Below are 23,956 nucleotides of genomic sequence, written 5' to 3'. Positions count from 1 at the left end.
GCCTACTTCCTCGGTGTCAGAAACGAGCGGTCCGACTCACCAGTCACAAAATCTACGATCCGCTGGACATATTCGCTCTGGTTGTCTTGGCCGAGTCGATGGGCCCGCTCCATGAACGTACCTTCACCTTCAGACAATTCCCGGAAAGCCGCGCGCAATGCCGCGATATCCTCACGCGATACCCCTTTTCGTTTCAAACCGACAAGGTTCAGCCCGTCCAGTTCACCCCGTGGTGCCTGTACCAGACCGTATGGGATAACATCATTGGCCACCATGGTCAGCGCACCAATAATCGCGCCACGGCCCACGCGCACCCACTGGTGCAAGCCTGAAATGCCGCCGACAATTACGTCATCTTCGATAATGCAGTGCCCTGCGGCACCAGCGTGATTGACCATGATCACCCGGTTTCCAATCTGAACGTCGTGCGCCACATGCACACCCGCCATCAACAGGCAATCATCACCAATTCGGGTTACGCCGCCGCCGCCTTCTGTACCAGTGTTTACCGTGACATGCTCACGAATGCGGTTGCGCTTGCCAATCCGCAAACGTGTATCCTCACCGCCGAATTTCAGGTCCTGCGGAATTTCTCCGATCACTGAGAAATTGAAGATAACGGTTTCGTCACCGATTGACGTGTCGCCCGTCACCACGACATGAGATTTCAGCTCGACCCGATCGCCCAGTTTGACCTGTGGGCCGATATGGCAGAAAGGTCCGATGATGCAGCCCTCACCGATTTGCGCGCCTTCTTCAATGATTGCGCTTGGGTGAATGCCGCTCATGTTGTTTTTTCCATGTCCCAGTCGACATAGGCCGAGAATTCAGCCTCGGTCGCGACTTCACCATCTACCGTCGCACGACCGCTGAACTTAAAGATTTTACCACCCTTTTTGCCCCGCACGGTTTCTACGTGCATCTCAAGCACGTCACCCGGGATCACTTTTCTGCGGAATTTGCACTTGTCGATGTTCATGAAATAAATCAACAACTCGCTGTCGATGACATCCATGCCTACGCCCAGCATTACGCCTGCGGTCTGTGCCATCGCTTCGACAATGGTGACGCCCGGCATGATCGGAGTGCCCGGAAAGTGGCCTTGGAAATGCGGCTCGTTCATCGTGACGTTCTTGATGCCAACGGCCGACTGATAGCCCGAGATATCAACAACCTTGTCGACCAGCAGAAACGGATAGCGGTGCGGCAAGATCCGCTGTATCAGCTGAATATCGGCGCTCTTGGTTTCCGTGCTCATAGTGGTGTTGTCCCGTGCTGATTTTCTGTTTGCCGCGTGGTTAGCAATACCGCGCCCCAAGGGCAAGCAAACCTATTCACTAGCCCCGGATTCAACGGCGCGACCGTCGCCGATTACCGCATCTATCCGGGCAATTGCCGCATCCGTGATGTCAGTACGGTCCGAACTCAGGAAGACGCTCGAACGTTCAATGATGATCGCGGCCCCGGATTCGCGCAACAGATCGATCAAAACAGGCCGCACCAGCACGAGGAACCTTTGCCGGGCGTCCTCGCCGCGGCGGGCTAACGCGTCTAGTTTTGCCCTCTGGCCCTCTCGATGCGACTGGACCTTTTCGTCAAAAGCATCCGCCAGAGGGCGAAATTCCTCAGCCGTCATTGTCGCGCGCTGCTCTGTCAGAACCTTTTCCTCGTGGCTGAGTTCCGCCACGATGCGCTCGTTCTCTTCCCCTAGTAGTATGCCTTCAACTTCGATCTCACGCAGGACCCGCTTACCAAAGGCAGACTCGGCGAACAAACGTTCGCTCGACAGTGTTACGACACTGCTTTCGGGAACACCCAACTGCTGAGATACCGCAGTATCGGCGGCAAACAGGGCTAAAAAAACACACAGGGCCCGCAACGGGCCCTGCATTTTGATGACAACATCCTTCAACATGCAAAATTAGAACCGGGCCTGAACCGTCAGGTCAAAGTTCTGCTCTTTGTCGAAATCCTCTTTCTTCAGCGCATGCGAGAAGTTAAAGCGCAGCGGACCAAAGGGCGTTTCCCAAAGAACAGAGACACCGATCACGTGACGGATCGAACCATCCTCACCGACGATGTCGCCACCGGCCGTGTTGACGTCGTTGAGGTTGTAAAGGTTGCCGAAGTCATAGAACACCCCGCCGCGCAGGCCCAATTCCTCGGGCAGACCCAGCGGAAAGTCTGATTCAAGGCGTGCAACCCAGTAATAGTTGCCCCCGATCGCATCATCCTGGCCATTCGACAGGTCACGCGGACCGATACCCGCAGGCTCGAAGCCACGAAAGACACTCGGCCCCAGTACAAAACGGTCGATGGTCCGGCTGAAGTCATCGCCTCTCCAGTGCAAAGCGCCAACTTCGAGGGTAGCACGCAGTACAACCTCTTCGTTCCAGACACGGGTTTGCGCAATACCACGCGCAGTCGTCTTGTAGAACTCGTTGTCGCCGCCCAGTCCGGCTGCATCAATACCGGCCTCGAACAGAACACCTGCGTTGGGGTTCAGACCGCCAAGCCGGCTGTCATAGATGTATGAGATACCCAATGAGCTGGTCGTACGTTCGCCCTGCGCAATGTCCGAAGCAATGACCGCACCGTTGATCTCGTCATCTTGTTGCGTCATCTCGCTACGATCCCAGTTATAGCGCAGTCGCAGTGCTGACAACTCACCGATGGCATAGCTTAGCTGAGGACGGAAAAACAGTGTCTCGGTGTCGTAGCTGGCAAAGCTTGAATTTGTTGTCGACAGACCCAAGCCCAGATCGAACCGCAGCTTGCGACCCAACAGATAGGGTTCGGAAAAGTTCAGCGTATATTGCTCGGCGTCCTGTGCCGTCGAAAGACTGACGCCCACAGTTTGCCCACGTCCCAGGAAGTTGGATTCGCTCAGCCCAATGGCAACACCAAAACCGTCCGAGACCGAGTAACTACCACCTAGGCTCAACGAACCGGTGGGCTGCTCTTCCACGTCGACGTCAACGATAACCTGACTGGGCGACGACCCCTCGCGCGGTTCAACATCGGCGACCGCGAAGAAGCCTAAGGCGCGAATACGCTCAGCCGCCTGGCGAATTTCACGCGGGTTGAACGGGTCACCTTCGACCGTATCAAACTGACGACGGATCACACGGTCAAGCGTGGTTGTGTTGCCCTCGATGTCGATCCTTTCAACAAAGATTCGCGGACCCTTTGTCAGAACAAACTGAACATCCAGCGTCAGATCACGTGCATTGCGCGTCACGCGCGGTTCGACCCGCAGAAAGTCAACGCCCTGCTTGATTCCAAGACGTTCCATCCGGGCGATCGAGTTCTCAACCAGCGACGGCGTATAGGTTACACCCGGGCGGATTTTCAACGCATCTTGATACGCAGCTGGATCTACACCGGGGATTTCACTGACCGTGCTGATCTGGCCAAACGAAAACTTCTGACCCTCGGTGATGTTCATCACCAGGAAGAAAGCGTCACGCTCTTGGGTGAATTCAACATTCGCGCTGTTTACGCGGAAATCGACGTAGCCTCGGGACAGATAGAAATCGCGAATAACCTGTTTATCGAATTCGATCCGGTCAGCAATGAAGGTGTCACTGCTGATAAACGTCCGCAAAAAGTTAGCTTGCTTAGTCTCCAGAACCCGGCGCAAGCGGCGATCAGAAAATGCGCGGTTGCCTACAAAGCTGACTCGCTCGACCTCAATCGTTGTGCCTTCCGCAACCTCAAAAACCAGATCGACTCGGTTATCGCTCCGGCGAATGATGCGAGGAATGACCGTCGCTGACACCCGCCCCTGGGACGAGTAGATTTCGGCAATCAGGTCGGCGTCAGCCTCGGCCACTTGTGGAGTGAATACTCGGCGCGGTTCTGATGAGATTGCTTCAAGCAATACATCGTCTTTCACACGGCGATTTCCCTCGACGCTGATCTGGTTGATAGTCGGGTACTCTTCAACCGCAATCACCAGAGTATTGCCGCGTGGTGTCAATTCGACTGTTTCAAAAACACCACTGTCAAGCAAACGCTGATAGGCATCGTTCAATTCACCGGCAGTAACTGACTGGCCCGGTTCGATCCCTGTACGCGCGATAATAGTAGAGCTTTCGATGCGCTGATTTCCCTCGACATCAAACGAATTGATGACGAAGTTTTGCGCCCATGCGGCCTGTGGAACCGGTACAAAACCCACCAATGTCAGAAGAAATATTAATGTTAGTGACCGCCACAAAATCTTGTTTTCGGGCTTTTGTCCCCCGCAGGATGTGCCCGCGCCTCGCCTATCAGTCATTTTTTCACTACCCAATATTTTTGGACTTTAATGCTGAGTAGCGAGAATATTTATACTTGTCAAAAGACCAAAACAGAAAGCAGGCGCAAGGGGAGACGTAAGTCGCTTTTACGAAACGTAAAAAGAATCACATTGTGATCAGATAGGCCCAGCCGAACATCGCAATTGCGGTCGCACCGAAGAACAGTATTGTATCCCAGTTCAAAACGAACAGGCACCAAAAGCTGTTGGCAGATTTGCGCAGGGCCTTTGTCATCACAACCTCAGAAACGGATCAATTCTGGGCAAAAGCCTATGCAAGTATTGGGGCGAAATTGCGGCATTAAAGTGCCGCAATCTCCGCAATCAGCAGAACAGATCGTTGGACACCGAAAAGATCATGAGACCAAGGATTAGGGATACCCCTACCCCCATCAGAACGCGAAGAGCCCCATCACTGGGCGGTTTGCCGGCCACGGCCTCATACGCATAGAACACCAGATGTCCGCCATCCAGGGCCGGAATGGGAAATAGGTTCAACAACCCAACTGCGGTCGAGAGCACCGCAATGAAGAAGATAAAGTTCTGCGCCCCTTGGCTCGCCATTGCGCCCGAAGTTTCCGCGATGCCAATGGGACCCGATATATTGCAGGTGCTGATCGCCCCAGTAACCATGTGCCAGATACCAGAAAGCGACCCGTCAACTATGCGCAAGGTCTGTTGGACTCCACCTGAAAGCGAAGCCAGAACGCCTGCCGGTTCGGTCGCCGGGTCAATAACCATACCACCGACAATTCCGATACGCCAATGGGTTACAAACCCACCCTCAGGTTGTGGTTCGTCCGTGCGGCGCGGCGCGAGTGCGAATTCCAACTCCGCGCCGTCCCGCCAGACGTTGAGCAAAAGAACTTTTCCGTCAGAACCCTCAACATGCTCTTTCAACTGTTCAAACGCGTAAATCTGTTCACCGTTGACGGCGGTAATGACATCTCCGGGTTTCAGATCGATGTCCATCGCTGCACTGCGTGGAATAACCTGTTGGATCAGCGCGGGAAACAGCCAGGGGCCTGAGACGTCCAGCGTCTGCCCGTCGCGGACCACTGTGTAGTCCAACTCAGGTTCCACAGGCAGAGCATCGGTAAAGTCGGACCATGCCCCTTCCTGATCGAACTCTGGCACTGGAAGCCCCGCAATGGCTACGATCTCGTCACCGTCTTGCAACTCCTGAACCGCGCCCGGCATCGGGTGCAACTCACCAACTGTCAGAGGCTCCCGCGTCACACCCTGATACATGAAGATCAGGCCAAAAACGATTATGGACATTGCAAAATTGAAGACCGGGCCTGCGGCTACCGTAGCTGCTCTTGCCCATAAAGGTGCACCGTGCATGGTGCGGCGCAATTCTTCGGGGTTTCGTTCCGTGATCGTTTGCATCGCTGCAGCATCTTTGCCGGACGCAGCGTTAGAATCTCCCAGAAACTTGACATAGCCGCCAAACGGTAGTGCAGCGATTTGCCAGCGGGTTCCGCGCTTATCGGCACGACTCCAGAGCACTGGGCCGAACCCGACCGAGAATACCTCGGCATGTATGCCAGACCAGCGCCCCACGATGTAGTGGCCATATTCATGAACCGCCACGATGACAGACAGGGCAACCACAAAGGCAACAATGGTATAAAGTAAGTTGCCAAATTGAGGAATCAGAGAGAGTACGTCCAAGTTTCTATCCTGCTTTCTGAATTGCGGCTTCGCTGGCCCACTTACGTGCCAAATGGTCCGCTTGCAGTACGTTATCAAGGTTTAATTCGGCATCAAGAAGGCCATTTGACGTTTCAAACCTGTTCAAAACAGATTCAACAATCTCTGCCATCTCAAGAAAACCAACCTGCCGGTCGATGAAAAGGTCCAGCGCGCGTTCCTTGGCGGCGTTGAACACCGTACCGGAAAGGCCGCCGCGTTCCATGACATTGCGGGCAAGGCGCAGCGCCGGGTAACGATCTTCGTCCGGTTCCTGAAAGCTTAGCTGGCCGAGCTTGGCGAGGTTCAACCGCTCAATTGGCAACTCCTGCCGTTCCGGCCAATGTAGCGCATAGCCGATGGCATGACGCATATCTGGCGCGCCCATATGGGCCATGACGGCCCCGTCTTTGAATCCGACGAGCGAATGCACAATGGATTCAGGATGAACCAACACTTCGATTTGATCCGGAGAAGCCCCGAAGAACTCTTTAGTTTCAATAAGCTCTAACGCCTTGTTGAACATCGATGCACTGTCGATTGTAATGCGTTGCCCCATGTCCCAATTCGGATGACTTGAGGCTTGTTCAACAGTGGCATTGGCCAGATCACGCAGCGGCCAGTCGCGGAAGGCACCCCCGCTAGCTGTGATAATGATCCGCTCAACGGTCTCGATATCCTCGCCAACCAGAGCCTGAAATACGGCAGAATGTTCGCTGTCTACCGGCAAAAGGCGAGCGTTGTGCCTCTTGGCTGTTTCCAACACCAAAGCCCCGGCGCAAACTAATGTTTCCTTGTTCGCCAAGGCCAGCGTCGCACCTTGCTTCAATGCTTCTAGACCTGGCTGCAACCCGGCTGCCCCGACGATGGCTGACATGATCCAATCCGCAGGTCGCGTAGCAGCTTCGGTAAGCGCCGCCTGTCCCGCCGCAGCCTCAACACCGCTCCCGGACAGCGCTACACGCAGGTCGTCCAACCTATTTTCATAGGCGGTCACAGCCACATCCGCATTCAGACGACGCGCGTCTTTGGCCAGTTTCTCAATATTCGCCCCACCTGTCAGCGCAACGACGTTGTAGGCTGACGGTTGCCTGTCTATCAGGTCAATGGTGTTCTGCCCGATCGAGCCGGTCGCGCCAAAAATAGAGATTTTGCGCATTACATACCCCCGGGGGAATAGATCATACCCGCAATAAGAACAAACAGAGCGGCCCCCATCATACCGTCGAACCGATCAAGAAAACCGCCATGACCCGGGATCAGGTTCGAACTGTCCTTCACGCCGAATTTTCGCTTTGTCGCACTTTCGATAATGTCCCCCGCCTGGCTGGCCATGGATGCCATAACCGAGATGACGACGAACATGAACCCAAAGCCGGCATGAAGAGCGAATAAGGTTCCGACAATCGCTGCTGCGGCCCATCCACCTGCTGTGCCAGACCACGTTTTCTTTGGGCTGACTTTCGGCCAGAATTTTGGTCCACCAAACGTCTTGCCTACGAAATATCCTGCAACGTCTGTCGCAACCACAACCGAGATCAACCAGATCATCCAGCCAAAACCCATCGTCTCGCGGATTGAGATAAAGCCCAGGCCAGACGCGGCAATCCACATGGCAAACAGAGCGTATATCAGTTTCGCGCGACCGACCTGCCCCGCGCCGACCAAGGCAGGGGCCAGCAGGATCGGTATCTTGTAAATCGGAGGCACATGGTAGCTGAGCATAACCGCAACGCCGGTCAGAATCCCCAACTGAACCCGCACAGCGGTCTTGTCAGGGTCAACCATTCGCACCAATTCCCAGGTCATCAGGCCGCAGGCGATTGCGATGAAGGTTTCAAACCAAAACCCGCCCAACCAAACCTCGACCGAGCCGATGGCGACAAGCACGGCAGCAGAGAGGATGCGGGTGGTAAGATCAGACCATCGGCCGTCACTCATGCCGGAACCGCCCCATACCGGCGTTCGCGACCGCCGAAGTTTCGGCACAAACCTTCAAACTCGGCGGCAGTGAAATCCGGCCAAAGTGTGTCGACAAATTCGTATTCTGAATATGCCGATTGCCACAGCAGAAAATTGGAAATTCGCGCCTCACCACTCGTGCGGATAACCAAGTCCGGATCAGGAAGAACACGTGTATCCAGATACTTAGGTAGGGTTTCTTCATCCACATCGTCGGGGTGCAAACGGCCTTCTGCTACATCGCGCGCCAATCGCTTCGTTGCTCTGGCCACTTCGTCCCGTCCGCCATAGTTCAGCGCAACTGTTAGGTGGACCAGATCATTGTCCTTTGTTTCTTCTTCCAGCGTATCCATCAGGGCGATTAACTTGGCATCCAGCCGGACCCGATCTCCGATAAACCGAACGCGAATTCCGTTTTCCTTAAGGGTCTGGGTTTCTTTGATGATATAGCGCCGAAACAGGCTCATGAGTCCGGCAACCTCGGCCTGAGTCCGTTTCCAATTCTCAGTCGAAAAGGCGAAAACCGTCAGGTATTTGACCCCAAGACCTGGGCAGGCTTCAACCACTTCACGCACGCGCCGTGCGCCCGCGTGGTGTCCAAACAACCTTGGCCGACCGCGCGCCTGGGCCCAGCGACCGTTTCCGTCCATAATGATGGCGACGTGGCGCGGCCCGGCCAGGGTATGTGGAGGGTTGAACATAGTGCGACGTCAGACCTGCATGATCTCGGCCTGCTTGGTCTCAAGCGCGGCATCAACGGTTTTGATCATCTCATCGGTCAGATCCTGAACTTCGGTTTCCCAGAATTTCTGGTCGTCCTCGGACATTCCGTCGGCTTTTGCCTTCTTGATTTGATCCATTCCGTCACGACGCACATTGCGGATCGAAACGCGGGCGTGCTCGGCATATTGCCCTGCAACCTTGCCCAGTTCGCGGCGACGCTCTTCGTTCAGCTCCGGGATTGGCAGCATGATGATCGTGCCGTTCAACTGCGGGTTAATTCCCAAACCACTTTCACGAATTGCCTTCTCAACCTTGCCGACAAGACCCTTGTCCCAAACATTCACCGTGACCATACGAGGTTCGGGGACATTGACCGTTCCAACCTGATTGATCGGGGTCATCGCGCCGTAGGCGTCTACCATAACCGGTTCAAGCATCGAGGCTGATGCCCGCCCGGTCCGAAGCGAGGCGAATTCGGTTCTGAGGTTTGCCATGGCGCCTTCCATGCGCCGTTTAAGATCGTCGGTGTCCAGTTCAAAATCGTCAGACATGCTGCTCACTCCCCGTCTTCAGGTCCTGTTTGAATGGCTCATAAGCCATCGCAGTTGGGATGTATAGCAATGATGAAGTGGAAATGCGCCAATGACCAGAGGAGTTTCCGGCTTTTTCCGGACGTTTTCAAGGAGAAAAGACCGGTCAGCAGGCGGGCCAACCGGTCCGGTAGAACAGTTTTTTAATCAGGCGTTTACGTCGACAACAACGCGCCCCTTTACCTTACCCTTGAGAATATCCTCGCCCAATTGTGGCAGGTCTTTAAGGGTTGCTGGGTGCACCATCGCGTCCAACTTGTCCATCGGCAGGTCAGTTGCAATACGTTGCCACGCCCGCAGACGGTTTTCGTAAGGCTGCATCACGCTGTCGATGCCCAGCAAATTTACCCCGCGCAGCAAGAATGGGATAACGGTTGCAGGCAGTGCCGCACCACCCGCCAGACCAACCGCTGCGACAGACGCCCCATACTTCATCTGTCCCAGAACGCGCGCCAGCATCTCACCACCAACGGCGTCGACACATCCGGCCCAGGTTTCGCTTTCCAGAGGGCGCTTGGTTGTCTCGTTCAACTCCTCGCGGGGGACAATGGTCGTGGCGCCCAGAGATTTCAGATACTCCCCGGTTTCCGGCCGTCCGGTTACTGCTGCAACCTCATAGCCCAGATTGGCCAGAATAGCCGTCGCGACCGAGCCAACACCACCCGCAGCGCCAGTCACCAGAACCGGTCCGTGGTCGGTTTTCATCCCGTGATCCTCAAGCGCCATAACCGCCAGCATCGCGGTGAACCCGGCTGTTCCCACAGCCATCGCCTGCCGTGTATCAAGACCTTCCGGCAAAGGTACCAGCCACTCGGCCAGGGCATTGGCCTTCTGCGAATAGCCACCCCAATGAGCCTCACCTACACGCCAGCCCGTCAAGACCACCTTGTCACCCGCCTTGTAGCGATCATCCGACGACGCCTCGACCGTTCCGGCGTAGTCAATTCCGGGCACGTGCGGATATTTTCGTACCAGTCCACCGCCTTTCGGCGACAAACAAAGGCCGTCCTTGTAATTCACTGTCGAATACTCGACCGCGACGGTGACTTCACCATGGGGCAGATCATCCGAAGACAACTGCTTTATCGCCGGGTTGGCGAGTCCACTCTCTTCTTCTTTCTCCATAACCAATGCGTTAAACATCGCTTTTCCTCTCGTTTCCGTGCTCTTAGGCCTTATAGCTCATCCAGCGTTAACTTCTTGCATGATCTGCGAAGCGACACAGATACAGTTTCGTTCTGGCATCAGATCCAGAACCGTTCCTGTACAGTGGCGCTGCGCATGCCGTCTGGTGTTTCAACCTCAACCACTGTCCCGGCGTCCCAATGACTTAGCCTCAACATGCCGATCGAAACATTTATTTCGAAGTCCGGGGACCAAGCGGCAGATGTTACCTGCCCAACACGTTTTCCGTTCGCGAGCACGGGCCACGGCCGATCACAGGGTGGTACTGCATCGCCAGCGATTGCAATGGGACGAATCTGTTGGACAGGACCTTCTTTAGCCACGCGCAACAACGCATCCCGCCCGATGCAGCCAATGGCTGTGTGCGTATTGCAGAACTTACCCAGTCCACATTCATGCGGAGTGTTATTGTCCGTCATATCGTTGCCATAAGACAGCAGCCCACCCTCAATCCTTTCAATCAGATTGGGGCAGCCCGCACGCACCTGCAGGTCTTCGCCTGCCGCAAAGAGCGCGTTCCACAACGGCATACCAATATCCGAGCCTTCGACGTAAATCTCGAAGCCGCCTTGCTTCGAGTACCCTGATCGCGCCACCGCCAGATCCCGGCCTTCAAACTGGAACATATCAAACTTGAAAAACCTGATATCGCGCACCCTGTCTCCGAAAACCCGCGACATCAATTCATCCGCTTTTGGTCCTTGGACAGCGAGTGGTGATACGTCCGGTTCATCCACCAGAACATCCAAGCGATATCCGTTGGCAATTCCTTTAACCCAGAGCAGCAAGTCACTGTCTGCAATGGAAATCCACCAACGATCATCCGAAAGTTTGACGGCCACAGGGTCATTCAGCATACCACCCGTTTCATCAACAATCGGAACATAGAAGCACTGCCCCGGTAGCATACCCCGCAGATCGCGCGGGGTTAGCATTTGCATCAAACGAGCGGCGTCCGGACCGCGCAGTTCAACCTGACGTTCGCAGGACACATCCCACACCTGAACGTGGCTTTTGAGGTGGCGATAGTCCGCCTCAATACTTTCGAAAACGGTGGGCAGCAACATACGATTATATACCGTATATCCTTTTACGCCTGCGGCCTCGACCCCATCCGAAAACGGAGTGCGGCGCAATCGACGGGACAGGGAAATCTGTGCCATTCAAACCTCCAGAGGCAAAAATACCCAATTGCGAACAGGTGTTGTACGTCTTGTTCCGCTCAGTCTTTGATGTTGCCCGTCGCGCCAAGGATCTTGTCGGCCAAACACCGCGCTGTTTTTCAACGGTAGACGCAAACTGAATACTGTAAGATATCCGTCTAGTATCCTGTGTATAAACGGATTGTGCTGCACTGCGACCAGCTGGCCTACTCCAAAAATCATTACTTGGGACCATGCCAGTCAATCGGGCAAATCTCGGCCGATTTACCACCGAAATCCCACACACGGCCATAATCTCGCACCTTGGACTTGGTTCCCCGCGCAACGATGATGTCCGGACCCATCCAGTATTTCGAGTTTGAAACCATCACGGGGTGATCGGCATCTTTACCCGCCAGCATCTCGATCTCACCCTGAATCTTGCGCCCGATCACAATGCGACGCTTGGTGCCATCTCGCTCAATCTGAACGGGCGCGCGCTCGGCGCCCATGATCTCACTGACAAGCATGGTGAAGAGGCCCGTTGTACCGCCAGCTTGACCGCTGAAAATCTGCAACAGTCCGTTATATGCCTTGCCGCTGGCGCGTTCGTCCACATATGCGGCTACTTTCCACTGTCCTTCACCCATCCGTCCGGGAATATCGACCAGAAGCCCGACGTTCAGCCCAGACAGGTCTTCACCTTCAAAATGGCCCTCATCAATGATGATTCCCATCCATGCGTGGCAATGCCCTTCAGTCGGAGGATGTGCGCCTAGCGATACGACACATGGGCAAAACACATCGCAAGAGCAGTTCAGGATCAATTCGCCCTTGATGGCCCAGTCCGTCGGGCTCATCTCTCTGCGTTTGGGGTTCGGCATTCGGCTATCGATGCGCTGACTTATTGGCAGCTTGTCAGCGTCTGGTTTTCTGTTTTTTGCCATCGGGTTATCCTCCGAAAATAATGGGATGTATGAGCAGGACGAGCCCGCCTGCGATAAGAGCGAACCCCAACGGTCGCGTGATCACGTGCCCGATCTGGGGTAACTTTTCCAAAACCATAAAAAACGTCGCCAAGCCCATCCACAGCAGGCTCATGACTCCACCGACAAAACCAAGCGCCATGAAGCCCCAGCAACAGCCGACGCAGAACGCCCCCAGCCCGAGCCCCATGCGAAGACCGCCGACGAATCCGGTTCGCCAGTGTCCCAGGAAATATGTCATAGGAGCGTGGCAGACACCGTGGCACACCTCTTTCGCACGGGTGAACTGGAATGCACCAACAGCGATCATCAGTCCGCCCGCCACGACGCCGGATCTTGCGATCCCCAACATATCGACGACACCGCCAAACAGCAAAACCAGTTGAACGCCAGCAATCAGCGCCGCGAAACCGACCCAAACCGCCAGATACCCTCCCAAAACGCCAAGCCAGCCCGCGCGCGAGCCGTTTGCGCTTTGGATCAGGTCCTCATAGCTGCGCAAGGTTGGCACCACGGTAGGAAGCATCATCGCCGCCATCATGATCGCCCACATCCAAAACAATGGGCCAAATTCTGCCATGGGCATGTACATGTCCATGCGCGGGTCCATCGCTGCCATGGCCTGTCCCATTGGTCCCGGACGTCCGATCCAGTCCAGATCCATTTCGCGGCTCATGGTGAACATCATCCACCACGCCCATAGGATCAGGACATAAAATCCCAGCCACAATCCACTGCGTAGAACCGCGCGACTCACGTCTTCCTCCCGACTCAGTTCTTGCTTTTGAAATGTCAGACTTTTAAATGTCAGACAAATAAAAAGTCACGTGTGGTCGTCATATTATGAAAACTAACTCTCAGAGACCTGCGGATTTGTCCGCACAGATTGCGCAGGCCATTCGCGATGCAATTGTCTCGGGCGAGTTGATCGTAGACGAACGTTTGCCGTCAGAGGCCGAACTGTCGGAGCAGTTTCAAGTTTCGCGCCCTACTGTGCGCGAAGCATTGAAACGCTTGGCGGCGCAGTCCCTGATCCGAACGCAACGCGGTGCAAGTGGCGGTGCGTTTGTAAACCGCCTGAGTTTTGAGGGCGCGTATTCTCAACAAATCACAACCTCGACCCTGTTGTTGTCAATGAATGCAGTGAGTTTTGATACCGCGTGCGAGGCTCGGTTCGCTTTGGAGCGCGCGTGCGCACCCCTATCCGCGCAGCGCCGGTCGGCAGGACATCTGACGACGATGCGAGCGGAGATTCACCGCCAATCGCAACCGGACCTAACCGATGAGGCATTCTGCGCCTCTGACGTGGCGTTTCACCGGGCGCTCGTCGATGGAGCGGGCAATCCAGTGCTATCGTATCAACTGGCCGGGGCTGTTGAGGCCATGCAACCCTTGATGAACATGATCACTTTTTCTGCCCGTTCGCGCGAAGCGATTATCGCCCTGCACGACCAGATTGCGGATGCGTTGGAGGACGGACACGCGAACAACTTGGATGCTGCGTTGGTTGCGCTTGAAAACTATACCCGGCAGTTGGCGCGTGACGTCGCCAAGCAGCGGCGAAAACCTGAATAGGAATAGATGCATGACAAACGCCCTAAATGTGATGGCAGCACTCCTGACAGTGGGGTTCGGCATGTTCGGCTTTCTGGCGCCCAGCTTTACGGCGACCTCTTTGGATCTTGCCCCAACGAACAGCACCATGGGGCTAAGTGAGATGCGCGCCTCGGTCGGAGGGTTGTTTGTCGTCACCGGCCTTGCCGTTATCTGGCTGAATAATCCTGTGGCCTACGCAATGCTGGGCGTTGTCTATGCGGGCGCGGCGTTGGGGCGGTTTGTTTCGGTTGCCTTGGACAATCCCCCGCTGGTCAAAGCAATGACGTTCGGAGGAATAGAATTGGCCCTGGCGTTGTGGCTGATTCTGGCCAACTTTAACCGAGACGTGTAACCTACTGTTTTCAATAATGTGGGTGTTTGAAATTCGACAATTGCATCCGCGTGAGCGCTCACCTATATAGAAAGGGTCCCTCGGGACTATGGACATAAACGCGCTCGTAATAAGCGGATCGGACCCGGGGGCGGTACCCGGCGGCTCCACCAAAAATCCTTCGTTTGGGGATCATGGGGCCGAAATAGGATCGACGAACGTCTAAAGGGGTTAGCTTTGTCTCGGCTGTCTGCCACCGTTATCGGCGAAACTAGTACAATTGCAAACGACAATCGTGCTCCGGTTGCAGTTGCTGCGTAAGCAGTAGCAAGACCGAAATCTAAGCCCTTGCGCCTAGCCGCGTAAGGCGGGGTTCGCAGGTACCTGGCAACAGAAACCTGCATTTTCCCTGTAATGTCTGGTGTTTAACGATTTTTGTGTTCACGTTTATCGTTTTTTTACTCTCACGCCTCATCCTAACGCCTAGAGATAAAGGAGAGCGGGGATGCCACACGCGGATTTACTAAGGAACTGGTTTGCTGAGGTTTGGGAAAACGGAAACACTGACGTCATCGACCAATTCTTTGCTCCGGAGACGATGGCCCAAGGGTTGATCCCCGAAATGCAGGTTGGGGCGGATGATTTTAAGGATTTAGTCACGGCGTTCCGGCACGTTCTTGGGGACATCAAAGTTGAGCTTCCAAAAATTCTGGAAGACGGTGACTGGGTTTCTGCAATTGTCCACCTTAAGACGACACGCGCGGACAATGGTGCCCCTTTGCAAGCCACAGGCAGCGTTATCGCACGCGTCAGGGATAATCGCGTGGTTGAGGTATATAACCAGTTCGATTTCATATCCTTATTCGAACAGCTTGGGCAATTCCCCAAGGATACTCTGCCCGTTTGCATGACGGGTCAACGGCTGGATTGGGCCTGAGGGCAATCTTGACCCGTTCCGCGGTTGACCGTATGCAAACCCTGTGGGGTTAGATTGCGAAGGCCCCGTTCGGCTTGAGAAAAAGGTTCGCATGTATCCGTTGACACCACGAGACATGCTTTGCCTGCCGCCGACCTAATTGCTCAGAATCAATTGATCTACTTGGTCGGCGTACTGCGTGTTCCGAAGGGGATTGTTATTCCTCAGCGGGCGAAATCTGTTTCTGAAACGCAGTTCGTTTTCGCATGTGGAAGAAATTCACAGGTTGCTTGGACTACTGTATCCCCCGATAACACGGGTGCTTCAGAAAATCACAGGCCGTTGGCGAGTTCATTAGGTTTACCACTGCCAGAAAACGAGGAGCGCCTGAACCTGCGCAACAGTAGCCCTATGGGTCACTGCACGTTAGGTGAAATCAGAGACAGCGATCACTGTCCGGCGGTTCACCTGTCATGACACCAACAATCGCTGACCTTGTTCGAGTATTCGGCCGCATCGGCCTGCTGTCTTTTGGTGGACCAGCAGCGCAGATTTCACTGATGCATCAGGAATTGGTTGAGCGGCGCTCGTGGCTTGATGAACAGACCTATCTACGGGCGTTGTCGCTGTGCATGCTCCTACCTGGGCCAGAGGCTATGCAACTGGCAACCTATGCCGGATGGCGCCTGCGCGGCGTCAGCGGTGGGTTGATCGCGGGCACTTTGTTCGTGTTGCCGGGGGCGATGGTAATTGCGATCCTAGTCGCTCTTTACGCCGCTTACGGAGACCTTCCCTTGGTCCAAGCCGGCTTTTTGGGCGTAAAGGCGACTGTGATCGTCATTGTGTTGCAAGCCGTCAGAACGTTGTGCGGGAAAGCACTGACAGACGCATGGCACTGGGCCGTAGCGGCGCTGGCATTCATGGCTATCTTTTTTTTGAACCTGCCCTTCCCGCTGATCATTCTTGTCGCCGCGATTTGGGGATACGTCAGATTTGACGGCAAGGCGGGGATCGCCTATCGCCCCCCTGCTCCTAAGACTTCGGACATGTTGCGAACCGCCGCCCTGTGGCTGGTTCTGTGGTTGGGGCCACTTATGGCTTTGACTTTATCAGGCCAAAAGCTGCTCAGCGATTTAGGTTGGTTTTTCGCCCGCCTTGCAGTCGTTACTTTTGGCGGTGCTTACGCAGTACTTGCTTATCTGACACAGACCGTTGTGGACAAGTATCAATGGATCACAACAGATCAGATGATCGACGCGCTGGGCTTGGCTGAAACAACGCCGGGGCCACTGATTTTGGTGACACAGTTTGTCGCCATGTTGGCTGGTCAGATCAGCGGCGGTGCGTCATTGGCCATAGCCGCAGGCTTGGTCGCGCTGTGGGCGACCTTTGTTCCGTGCTTTCTTTGGATTTTCCTTGCGGCACCACATCTGGATCAATTGGCCTCCCGACCCCGTTTGTCTGCCGCACTCCACGGTATCACCGCAGCTGTCGTGGGTGTGATTCTCAACCTGTTCGTGTGGTTCGGTCTAAACGTTCTTTTCCAAGATATACCCGAATTAGTATGGGGGCCATTTACCATACCATGGCCTGATATCGCCAGCCTGAACCCCACCGCGCTGGTTCTCACGGTTCTTGCTGGGGTGCTGATTTTTAAGTTTAAATTCGGGATGGTCACTGCCTTGGCAATCACGACAGGGATCGGTCTAGGGCTGCATTTTCTTTAAACAATACTCGCATACCCGGTCTTTCGTTTCCGTCGAAATCCCCTATGCTGAGTGCAACCACTTTTGAGGATGACACATGTCGCAAGACATCGACTATGGGAACTTGATGCACACCGCGATGCGCGGGCTCATCAAGACGGTTTTGACCAGCGTTGCCAATAACGGCCTGCCGGGCGCACATCATTTCTTTATCACCTTCGACACCCGCGAAAACGGAGTGCAGCTGGCTGACTGGTTGCGCGATCGCTACCCCGAAGAAATGACGATCGTTATGCAGCATTGGTTCGAAAACCTTGAGGTCGGAGACGACGGGTTTGCAATCACACTGAACTTTGGTGACGCGCCGGAACCGCTGTATATCCCATACGCATCGATTAAGACCTTTGTAGATCCGTCGGTCGAATTCGGTTTGCGCTTTGAAAGCCCGGAAGAGGAAGAGGAAGTCGAAGCTGTTGTCGAAGAGGACTCGATCGAGGTTGAAGAAGAACCCGGACAACATGATGCTGAAGTCGTGTCGCTAGACAGCTTCCGTAAGTAGCAGTCGACTCAGTTTACTGTTTCTTTAAAAACGTTTCGACTGAGCGCGATTTAACTCCATTGCGGAACCGCGAAAACGACAGATTTAGCCCGCCCTCAGCCAGAGTGCGGTCGTACTGCTGCAATTCGTAACCCCCGGTCTCGTCGATAAAAAGCGAAAACACCGTCAGAGTACCACCGTCAATCCGACCCCACACAAAGGGCTCGCCCTGCATTGGGTCTAGTGGAACTTCATGCCCGAAGACGTTGAGTTTCATCGCGGCGGAAAAGACATCTGCCCGGTCGGATTCTTTGAAATCTATCGAAAATTTCTGATTTTTGATCCGGCCATCAGCTTTGTATGTGGTCGTCGTCCAGCTAACGTTAAAGCCGTTTTTCCGCTCTTGAATTGATACGCTCATATCTCGAGGTGTCTCGGTTCCGTCATTGTCGACCACATTTGCCGAGCCAATGTAATCACCGACAAAAGGTGAAATGTCAGCAGCATGGCTTGGACGTCCGATCAAAACGGCAAGAAAAAGAACGCCCATACAAAAGACGAAACATTTCAGGGGGTAAGTCCGAACCAAATTGCTCACCTTAGCCTCCATTAAAGTGATCTTTTTTATTGTAGCTTACACACAAGCGCGCACAATGCGATTCACGCGAAAAATTCACTGGTTCTTCCACCTATACCTCTGGCGCCCATAAGTTTATGGTGCGCGCAACTGGCCGATTGCACCTAAGCCCTGTTGCAGATAAACGGCATGCAACTGTATACACGACGGAGTGACAGATGTCTCAGACCCGCACCGAATCCGACAGCTTTGGCCCGTTGGAAGTCCCCTCAGACAAGTATTGGGGTGCGCAAACTCAGCGCTCGATCATGAATTTCCCGATTGGCTGGGAAAAACAGCCTGTCGCCATCGTGCGCGCGCTGGGCGTGATCAAAAAGGCGTGCGCGATGGAAAACAAGGCCACCGGGAAGCTGAATGCAAAGATCGCCGACGCAATCATTCAAGCCGCAAGTGAGGTGATCGAAGGCAAGTTTGACGACAACTTCCCTTTGGTCGTGTGGCAAACGGGTTCGGGCACGCAGTCAAACATGAACTCGAACGAGGTGATCGCCAACCGCGCGATTGAGATTCTGGGCGGCGTGATCGGCTCTAAGGACCCTGTTCATCCGAACGACCACTGTAACATGGGGCAATCATCGAACGATACATTCCCGACCGCGATGCACATCGCCACCGCGATGAGCGTGCGCGATGTGCTGATGCCGGGTCTCGAAAAATTCGCCTCGGCGCTGGAAGCCAAGGCAAAAGAGTTTGCTGGCATCATCAAGATAGGCCGGACCCACACCCAGGATGCAACGCCGCTGACGCTTGAACAGGAATTTGGCGGTTATGCCCACCAAATCCGACAAGGCATTGCCCGGGTTAAGGCGTGTATGCCTGGTATCTATGAATTGGCACAAGGCGGCACCGCCGTTGGTACTGGCCTTAACACCCACAACGGTTGGGACGAAGCTGTTGCCAATAACATGGCTGAGATCACTGACCTGCCTTTCGTCACCGCCCCCAACAAGTTCGAGGCTCTTGCGGCGCATGATGCCATGGTGTTCCTGTCTGGTGCTTTGGCGACGGTGGCCGGTTCTTGCTACAAGATCGCTAACGACATCCGGTTGCTGGGTTCGGGCCCGCGTTCGGGTTTGGGTGAGCTGATCTTGCCGGAAAACGAGCCCGGTTCTTCGATCATGCCCGGAAAGGTAAATCCGACGCAGGCTGAGGCGCTTACACAGGTGGCCGCGCATGTCATTGGCAACGACGCCGCGATAAAATTTGCCGGCTCGCAAGGTCACTTCCAGTTGAACGTCTATAACCCGATGATGTCTTACAACCTGTTGCAGTCCATCCAATTGCTGGGCGACGCGACCGACAGCTTTACCGAGCGGATGTTGATTGGCATCAAAGCCAACGAACCGCGCATCGACAAGCTGATGAAAGAATCTCTGATGCTTGTGACTGCGCTTGCACCGACCATCGGCTATGACAACGCTACGAAGGTCGCCAAAACTGCGCATAAGAACGGCACGACCCTCAAGGAAGAAGCCATCGCGCTGGGTTTTGTGGATGAGGCGACGTTTGACGCTGTTGTCCGCCCTGAACAAATGATCGGTCCCAAAGACTGATGGGAAAGCCGGTCAACCTGAACCGGTACAGAAAACAAAAAGCGCGGGCTCAGAAAAAAGCCCGCGCAGATCAAAACGCTGTCAAGTTCGGGCGAAGCAAGGTTCAGAGGATCGAGGAAGAATTCGATCAGAACAAACAGCGCTGTGATTTGGACAGTCATGAGTTGGACGAATGAGCGGTCGGCCGGTCAAACGTTCACTGACCCTGAAAGGGCATCGTACCTCTGTTTCCCTTGAGGACGAGTTTTGGCAGGCTTTCCGCGAAATTGCCGATCAAAAAAGTATGGCAATCAATGCCTTGGCCGCTGAAATTGACGTAGAGCGTGATCCAGATATTGGCTTGGCATCTGCGATCCGCGTGTTTGTCCTGAATTGGTATCGCGCCTAGCCATCGTCCTTCGCATTCCGCTCCTTTCGGAGCCTTAGGACGGCGCAAACTTCCGCAGCTGGATATTTGACGGTCTTTGCCTATCCTCAGCTCTTTTCGAGATGATTACTTGCCGGTAACACATTGTAAACACAAGCGAGTTACAATGACAAAGACCGAAAAACGCTCAGCGTCTATTGGACCGATGCGCGGAATATCTTGTCGATATTGTCCCCCAACGCGGCGTTAAATTCGCTATCCGATTGCTGTTTTGATAAACCTTCGGTTAGCGCACGCGAAAACGAGGCAATCATTTTGCTGTTCTGTCCCAGCAGGTCACAGGCTTGCTGCGTAGAATATCCACCGGAAAGTGCCACGACACGTAAGACACGCGGGTGATCAGCCACCTCATCAAAAAGGTTGGCTTTGCTTGGGATCGTCAACTTCAGCATGACCTCTTGGCCTTCGTCCAGTTGGTCGAGATTCTTCAAAATTTCGGCTTTCAGGATGTCTTCTGCTTCGGCCTTGGTGGCAGAATTGATATTCACTTCGGGCTCGATAATCGGAACCATGCCGGCTGCAACGACCTCGCGGGCCACGTCGAACTGCTGGGCGACCACTGCTGCGATACCGTCTGCATTTGCTTCGTGGATGACCGAGCGTTCCTTGGTGCCGAACACATCCTTTGCTGTTGCAAGGGTGTCGGCGAGGCCTGGAATCGGTTTCATCAACTGAACACCGTTAGCTTGTTCTTCCAAGCCTTTGTCGATCTTGAGGAAGGGAACGATACCCTTCTGCGACCATAGGTAGTCGGCGACCTTGCGGCCCTCAATCTCTTCTCCGAGTGTACGTTCGAACAGGATGGCGCCGATTACTTTGTCCTTGGTAAAGTCGTCAGCTAGAATGATACGCGCACGCATCTTCTGGATTTCATCAAACATCTCTTCGTCAGAGTTGTAATCAGACGCCTCAACCCCGTAGAGAGCCAGCGCCTTGGGTGTCGACCCACCGCTTTGATCCAGGGCTGCAATGAAACCCGCGCCATTGGACATTTGCTTGCGCTGTTCTGCTTTGGACATAACCATTTCCTGTTCAACAATGATTCCGCGTTTTTTATTCGCATACAGCAAGGTGACGGGCGATGGTAGGATGTTAGCGCTCAACCAAGCGCAACCAAATTCCGTCCTTCGAGCGCACGGTCAGATGCGCCACCGGAACCGGTGTCTGCCCCTCGACCAGTTCGAACCTAAAATTCCGTAAGAGCATCGAGAGCAGCAAGGGCCCTTCGACCATCGCAAACCCAGCGCCAGTGCAGACACGCGCACCGGCAGAAAACGGGATGTAAGCGTTCCGCTGACAGGTTTTTCCGTTTTCGGTGTCCCATCTGGTGGGATCAAAGTCGTCAGGTCGGTCCCACAATCGCTCATGCCGGTGCAGGTGCCATGGGCTGATTATGATTTGCGAGCCTTTGGCGACCTCCCGATCCCGGAACTGTTCCGGGCACGACGCCTCTCGCACCATCATCGGAACCGGTGGATAAAGCCGCAGAGCTTCTCGGAAAACATACCGGCTGAGTTTAAGTTTCGGCAGACTGCCAAAGCTGGGATCGTCCAAAACAGCGGCCTCAGAAAACAGACGGTCCTGCCATTCAGGGTAAAGCGCCATCAAGTACAGTGTCCAAGCCAGCGCGGATGCGCTTGTCTCATGACCGGCGAGAAAGAAGATGGCCACCTGATCCACCATCTCATTCGTATCAAAGCAACGCCCGGTTTTCGGGTCCGGCGTGGTCATGATCTTTGTGGCCAAATCATCCGGTGCTTGTCCTTCAGCGATTTGTTTTGCGCGTTCGGTCGTCATTCGGCTGATCAATGCCCGAATCTCACGCGCGTTTCGGCGCGTATTGCGCGCGTGTAATCTTGGTATCCATCGCGGAACGGGAATGAAGGCCGCCAGGTTCAGCAAAGGTTGTTGCCGCTGATACGCCCTGAACTTTTCAAAGACTTGTGCAGCCACTTGATGCTGGATAGGCACGGAAAAAAGCGTTCGGAAGATTACGTCCGCCGCAGCGTGGCTAGTGATTTCTTCGCATTCTACCACTTTGCCGCCCTGCCCCCTCAGGCGCGCGACGCAAGCTTGTGCCGCTTGTAGCATGGCCGGAAAGGTGTCTTTTAACCGCCCGCCCTCAAACGCAGGATCGATAATCCGACGCTGTCGTTTCCAAGTCTCTCCGTTGGTCAAAAAGACCGAATCCCCCAGCAATGGGCGCAACCCTTCGCTTATGCGGCCAGATTTGGGGAAATCGTCTGGGCGCTGTCTGAGGACCGTATCCACAAGTTCGGGCTGGTTAATCAGGTAGGACCGAAAGAAGGGCGTGCGAAACTCGGCCATCCATGCGCGATAGAGGCGCTGAGGTTGAGCCGACAGCAGGTCTTTGCGAAATAGCTTCAGATAGCGCCAGAGCGAGACGTTGTCCGATCGCGATGTCGGCTTTGGTGGCTTCATCCGCGCACCGACCGGTATTTCGAAACGGCATGATCAATGCGTGATTTCGACGGGTTACGCCCGCTGAATCGCTGGCCCAAAGTGAGTGGCCCGGCGGTGATGCGGAAGTAGTCATAATCGCCCGGTCGGTCGAACGCGCAAAGATACTGGAAATGCAGCTGAAAAAACCTCCAGCGCAGCTCCTGCCAACGCTCAGGCGACAGTGTCTGAGTAAAGGCCGCAGATAAAACCAACGGCCAACGTTTCTGTTCGGTTGCCACACCACTAACACTGACCGGATCGCACAACGCAAAGGCGCATCCATCACCGGGCGCAGAGATATCGACCCATGTCAGGGCGACTTGGGTTGAAAGAAATTGCAAATCGGTCCGCAGATCCTGAGCGTCAGGAAGGAATGAGACCATCGGAACAACCTGTCCCAGCGTCAGGAACGACAGCTTTGGCCCATCAGGTGGCAATCCTCGGTCGCGGATCAATTCTGCCAATGCGATCACCCCAAGATGCGCCCCCGAAGAATGCCCAACCACCAGAACTTCGTCCACATCGGCCTCAAGCGCCGCTCTGATATGACCCGTGAATTCGACAAGACGCTGCTTTAGCTCGGTAGGAACAGCACCTCGCAAGGCCGTCGAATAGGCGTAGTCATGCATAAGGTAGTAGGCGAAAAGGCGGTTGTCTTTTTTGCGAAACCAATACAACAGCGTCCATGCGGCGAAGATCGCTACAGCAATTCCTGGCCAGCCCATGACGGGCCAGAGCAGATTCGTAAGACCGAATGCTAAAGCAACGGCAATGCCGAGTTGCACGATCAGCATGACAACAGGATACAGCGCCGCAATCACCGGCCCCTTACGCAGGCTCATCAGAGACTTCAGCGCACCGGAGCCCGCATAAATCCACGCGGTCCGAAAAAGCTGCATATATGTTGCAGGGATCGAGGTTGCCATGCTGTCGCGCACGATATCGGACCAGACCAGAACCTGAACGTCCGCCTCAACGTCGAAACCGTCCTGAGAGGACTGAACATGCCAGCCGTAAGTCGTGTCGCTCGGCTTGGGTGAAATCGAAATCTTATACCCTGAGATCTTCGCCTGAGCCTGACTTTCTTTGCGGTACAACTCTCGGTATCGCCGCGGGTGAATGGGATCGTAGCCGGGAATGTAGAATACCCGACGCCTGCGCACCTGCGGCTGATTGTTTTGACTGCTCATGGCCTTACCTTCT

General features: G+C 54.6%; 26 protein-coding genes and 1 other RNA gene. 9 read left to right on the top strand and 18 right to left on the bottom strand.

Going from position 1 to position 23,956, the window contains the following annotated elements:
* Positions 1-2 precede the first annotated feature (2 nt).
* From lpxA to AC2FIT_RS07280, 14 genes are all read right to left on the bottom strand, one after another.
* Positions 3-788 (bottom strand): acyl-ACP--UDP-N-acetylglucosamine O-acyltransferase, encoded by a 786-nt coding sequence (gene lpxA / locus AC2FIT_RS07345; protein WP_496828082.1) that lies wholly within the window; start codon positions 786-788, stop codon positions 3-5.
* Complete coding sequence (gene fabZ / locus AC2FIT_RS07340; RefSeq protein ID WP_068331160.1) at positions 785-1,258, bottom strand: 3-hydroxyacyl-ACP dehydratase FabZ; 474 nt, start codon at positions 1,256-1,258, stop codon at positions 785-787. Before fabZ ends, lpxA begins: the two co-directional genes overlap by 4 nt.
* A 72-nt stretch (positions 1,259-1,330) precedes the next feature.
* A complete protein-coding gene (locus tag AC2FIT_RS07335; RefSeq protein WP_082677353.1) occupies positions 1,331-1,915 on the bottom strand; it encodes an OmpH family outer membrane protein in 585 nt (194 codons plus the stop codon).
* 6 nt (positions 1,916-1,921) lie between these two features.
* The gene (bamA, locus tag AC2FIT_RS07330) at positions 1,922-4,282 is read right to left on the bottom strand and encodes an outer membrane protein assembly factor BamA (RefSeq protein WP_496828079.1); all 2,361 of its coding nucleotides are present in this window, start codon (positions 4,280-4,282) and stop codon (positions 1,922-1,924) included.
* A 127-nt stretch (positions 4,283-4,409) separates the two neighbouring features.
* Positions 4,410-4,538, bottom strand: coding sequence for a hypothetical protein (locus AC2FIT_RS07325; RefSeq protein WP_496828077.1), 129 nt, complete (start codon positions 4,536-4,538; stop codon positions 4,410-4,412).
* Positions 4,539-4,627: 89 nt separating this feature from the next.
* Positions 4,628-5,980, bottom strand: a complete 1,353-nt coding sequence (gene rseP / locus AC2FIT_RS07320; protein ID WP_496828075.1) for an RIP metalloprotease RseP — start codon at positions 5,978-5,980, stop codon at positions 4,628-4,630.
* Positions 5,981-5,984: 4 nt separating this feature from the next.
* Complete coding sequence (gene dxr / locus AC2FIT_RS07315) at positions 5,985-7,157, bottom strand: 1-deoxy-D-xylulose-5-phosphate reductoisomerase (RefSeq protein ID WP_496828073.1); 1,173 nt, start codon at positions 7,155-7,157, stop codon at positions 5,985-5,987.
* Positions 7,157-7,939: a phosphatidate cytidylyltransferase gene (locus tag AC2FIT_RS07310; protein ID WP_496828071.1), complete on the bottom strand. Its 783-nt coding sequence runs from the start codon at positions 7,937-7,939 to the stop codon at positions 7,157-7,159. Before AC2FIT_RS07310 ends, dxr begins: the two co-directional genes overlap by 1 nt.
* The gene (gene uppS, locus AC2FIT_RS07305) at positions 7,936-8,661 is read right to left on the bottom strand and encodes a polyprenyl diphosphate synthase (protein ID WP_496828069.1); all 726 of its coding nucleotides are present in this window, start codon (positions 8,659-8,661) and stop codon (positions 7,936-7,938) included. Before uppS ends, AC2FIT_RS07310 begins: the two co-directional genes overlap by 4 nt.
* Before the next feature lie 9 nt (positions 8,662-8,670).
* Positions 8,671-9,234: a ribosome recycling factor gene (frr, locus tag AC2FIT_RS07300; RefSeq protein WP_068331148.1), complete on the bottom strand. Its 564-nt coding sequence runs from the start codon at positions 9,232-9,234 to the stop codon at positions 8,671-8,673.
* Positions 9,235-9,420: 186 nt separating this feature from the next.
* On the bottom strand, positions 9,421-10,416 hold the full coding sequence (gene acuI / locus AC2FIT_RS07295) for an acryloyl-CoA reductase (RefSeq protein ID WP_496828067.1): 996 nt from the start codon (positions 10,414-10,416) through the stop codon (positions 9,421-9,423).
* A 101-nt stretch (positions 10,417-10,517) separates the two neighbouring features.
* The gene (locus tag AC2FIT_RS07290; protein WP_496828065.1) at positions 10,518-11,621 is read right to left on the bottom strand and encodes a dimethylsulfoniopropionate demethylase; all 1,104 of its coding nucleotides are present in this window, start codon (positions 11,619-11,621) and stop codon (positions 10,518-10,520) included.
* Positions 11,622-11,842: 221 nt separating this feature from the next.
* Positions 11,843-12,547: a DUF1326 domain-containing protein gene (locus tag AC2FIT_RS07285; protein ID WP_496828063.1), complete on the bottom strand. Its 705-nt coding sequence runs from the start codon at positions 12,545-12,547 to the stop codon at positions 11,843-11,845.
* 4 nt (positions 12,548-12,551) lie between these two features.
* A complete protein-coding gene (locus tag AC2FIT_RS07280) occupies positions 12,552-13,343 on the bottom strand; it encodes a DUF2182 domain-containing protein (RefSeq protein ID WP_496828061.1) in 792 nt (263 codons plus the stop codon).
* Positions 13,344-13,429: 86 nt separating this feature from the next.
* Between AC2FIT_RS07280 and AC2FIT_RS07275 the strand changes: the two genes are divergently transcribed.
* The 6 genes from AC2FIT_RS07275 to AC2FIT_RS07250 all read left to right on the top strand — a co-directional run bounded on the left by AC2FIT_RS07275 (position 13,430) and on the right by AC2FIT_RS07250 (position 17,694).
* A complete protein-coding gene (locus tag AC2FIT_RS07275) occupies positions 13,430-14,161 on the top strand; it encodes a FadR/GntR family transcriptional regulator (RefSeq protein WP_496828059.1) in 732 nt (243 codons plus the stop codon).
* A 10-nt stretch (positions 14,162-14,171) separates the two neighbouring features.
* On the top strand, positions 14,172-14,534 hold the full coding sequence (locus AC2FIT_RS07270) for a DUF4345 family protein (protein WP_496828057.1): 363 nt from the start codon (positions 14,172-14,174) through the stop codon (positions 14,532-14,534).
* 36 nt (positions 14,535-14,570) lie between these two features.
* Positions 14,571-14,918, top strand: a transfer-messenger RNA (tmRNA) gene (gene ssrA, locus AC2FIT_RS07265).
* A 100-nt stretch (positions 14,919-15,018) separates the two neighbouring features.
* Positions 15,019-15,450, top strand: coding sequence for an ester cyclase (locus AC2FIT_RS07260; protein ID WP_496828055.1), 432 nt, complete (start codon positions 15,019-15,021; stop codon positions 15,448-15,450).
* A 452-nt stretch (positions 15,451-15,902) separates the two neighbouring features.
* On the top strand, positions 15,903-17,156 hold the full coding sequence (chrA, locus tag AC2FIT_RS07255) for a chromate efflux transporter (RefSeq protein ID WP_496828053.1): 1,254 nt from the start codon (positions 15,903-15,905) through the stop codon (positions 17,154-17,156).
* A 76-nt stretch (positions 17,157-17,232) separates the two neighbouring features.
* Complete coding sequence (locus AC2FIT_RS07250) at positions 17,233-17,694, top strand: SspB family protein (RefSeq protein ID WP_496828051.1); 462 nt, start codon at positions 17,233-17,235, stop codon at positions 17,692-17,694.
* A gap of 13 nt (positions 17,695-17,707) precedes the next feature.
* Here AC2FIT_RS07250 and AC2FIT_RS07245 read toward each other — a convergent pair whose 3' ends face one another.
* Positions 17,708-18,223 carry a hypothetical protein gene (locus tag AC2FIT_RS07245; protein ID WP_496828369.1) on the bottom strand — a complete coding sequence of 172 codons (516 nt, stop codon included), beginning with the start codon at positions 18,221-18,223 and terminating at the stop codon, positions 17,708-17,710.
* A gap of 245 nt (positions 18,224-18,468) precedes the next feature.
* Here AC2FIT_RS07245 and fumC point away from each other — a divergent pair, with 245 nt between their 5' ends.
* Genes fumC through AC2FIT_RS07230 form a run of 3 tightly spaced genes read left to right on the top strand, consistent with a single transcriptional unit; the run spans position 18,469 to position 20,251 of the window.
* A complete protein-coding gene (fumC, locus tag AC2FIT_RS07240) occupies positions 18,469-19,863 on the top strand; it encodes a class II fumarate hydratase (RefSeq protein WP_496828049.1) in 1,395 nt (464 codons plus the stop codon).
* On the top strand, positions 19,863-20,039 hold the full coding sequence (locus tag AC2FIT_RS07235; protein WP_496828046.1) for a DUF4169 family protein: 177 nt from the start codon (positions 19,863-19,865) through the stop codon (positions 20,037-20,039). The genes fumC and AC2FIT_RS07235 overlap by 1 nt, the downstream gene beginning before the upstream one ends.
* Positions 20,036-20,251 (top strand): ribbon-helix-helix domain-containing protein, encoded by a 216-nt coding sequence (locus tag AC2FIT_RS07230; protein ID WP_496828045.1) that lies wholly within the window; start codon positions 20,036-20,038, stop codon positions 20,249-20,251. Before AC2FIT_RS07235 ends, AC2FIT_RS07230 begins: the two co-directional genes overlap by 4 nt.
* Before the next feature lie 173 nt (positions 20,252-20,424).
* On the opposite strand, the gene AC2FIT_RS07225 is transcribed toward AC2FIT_RS07230, so the two are convergent.
* The 3 genes from AC2FIT_RS07225 to AC2FIT_RS07215 form a co-directional block, all read right to left on the bottom strand.
* A complete protein-coding gene (locus tag AC2FIT_RS07225) occupies positions 20,425-21,309 on the bottom strand; it encodes a fructose bisphosphate aldolase (protein ID WP_496828043.1) in 885 nt (294 codons plus the stop codon).
* Positions 21,310-21,382: 73 nt separating this feature from the next.
* A complete protein-coding gene (locus AC2FIT_RS07220; RefSeq protein WP_496828041.1) occupies positions 21,383-22,732 on the bottom strand; it encodes a cytochrome P450 in 1,350 nt (449 codons plus the stop codon).
* Entirely contained in the window at positions 22,729-23,943 is a 1,215-nt protein-coding gene (locus AC2FIT_RS07215) for a hypothetical protein (protein ID WP_496828039.1), read from the bottom strand. The genes AC2FIT_RS07220 and AC2FIT_RS07215 overlap by 4 nt, the downstream gene beginning before the upstream one ends.
* Between the last annotated feature and the right edge of the window lie 13 nt (positions 23,944-23,956).

Source organism: Ruegeria sp. YTSA135 (assembly GCF_059610165.1).
The sequence above is the reverse complement of the archived record's forward strand: the minus strand, read 5'-3'. Positions and strand labels throughout refer to the sequence as shown.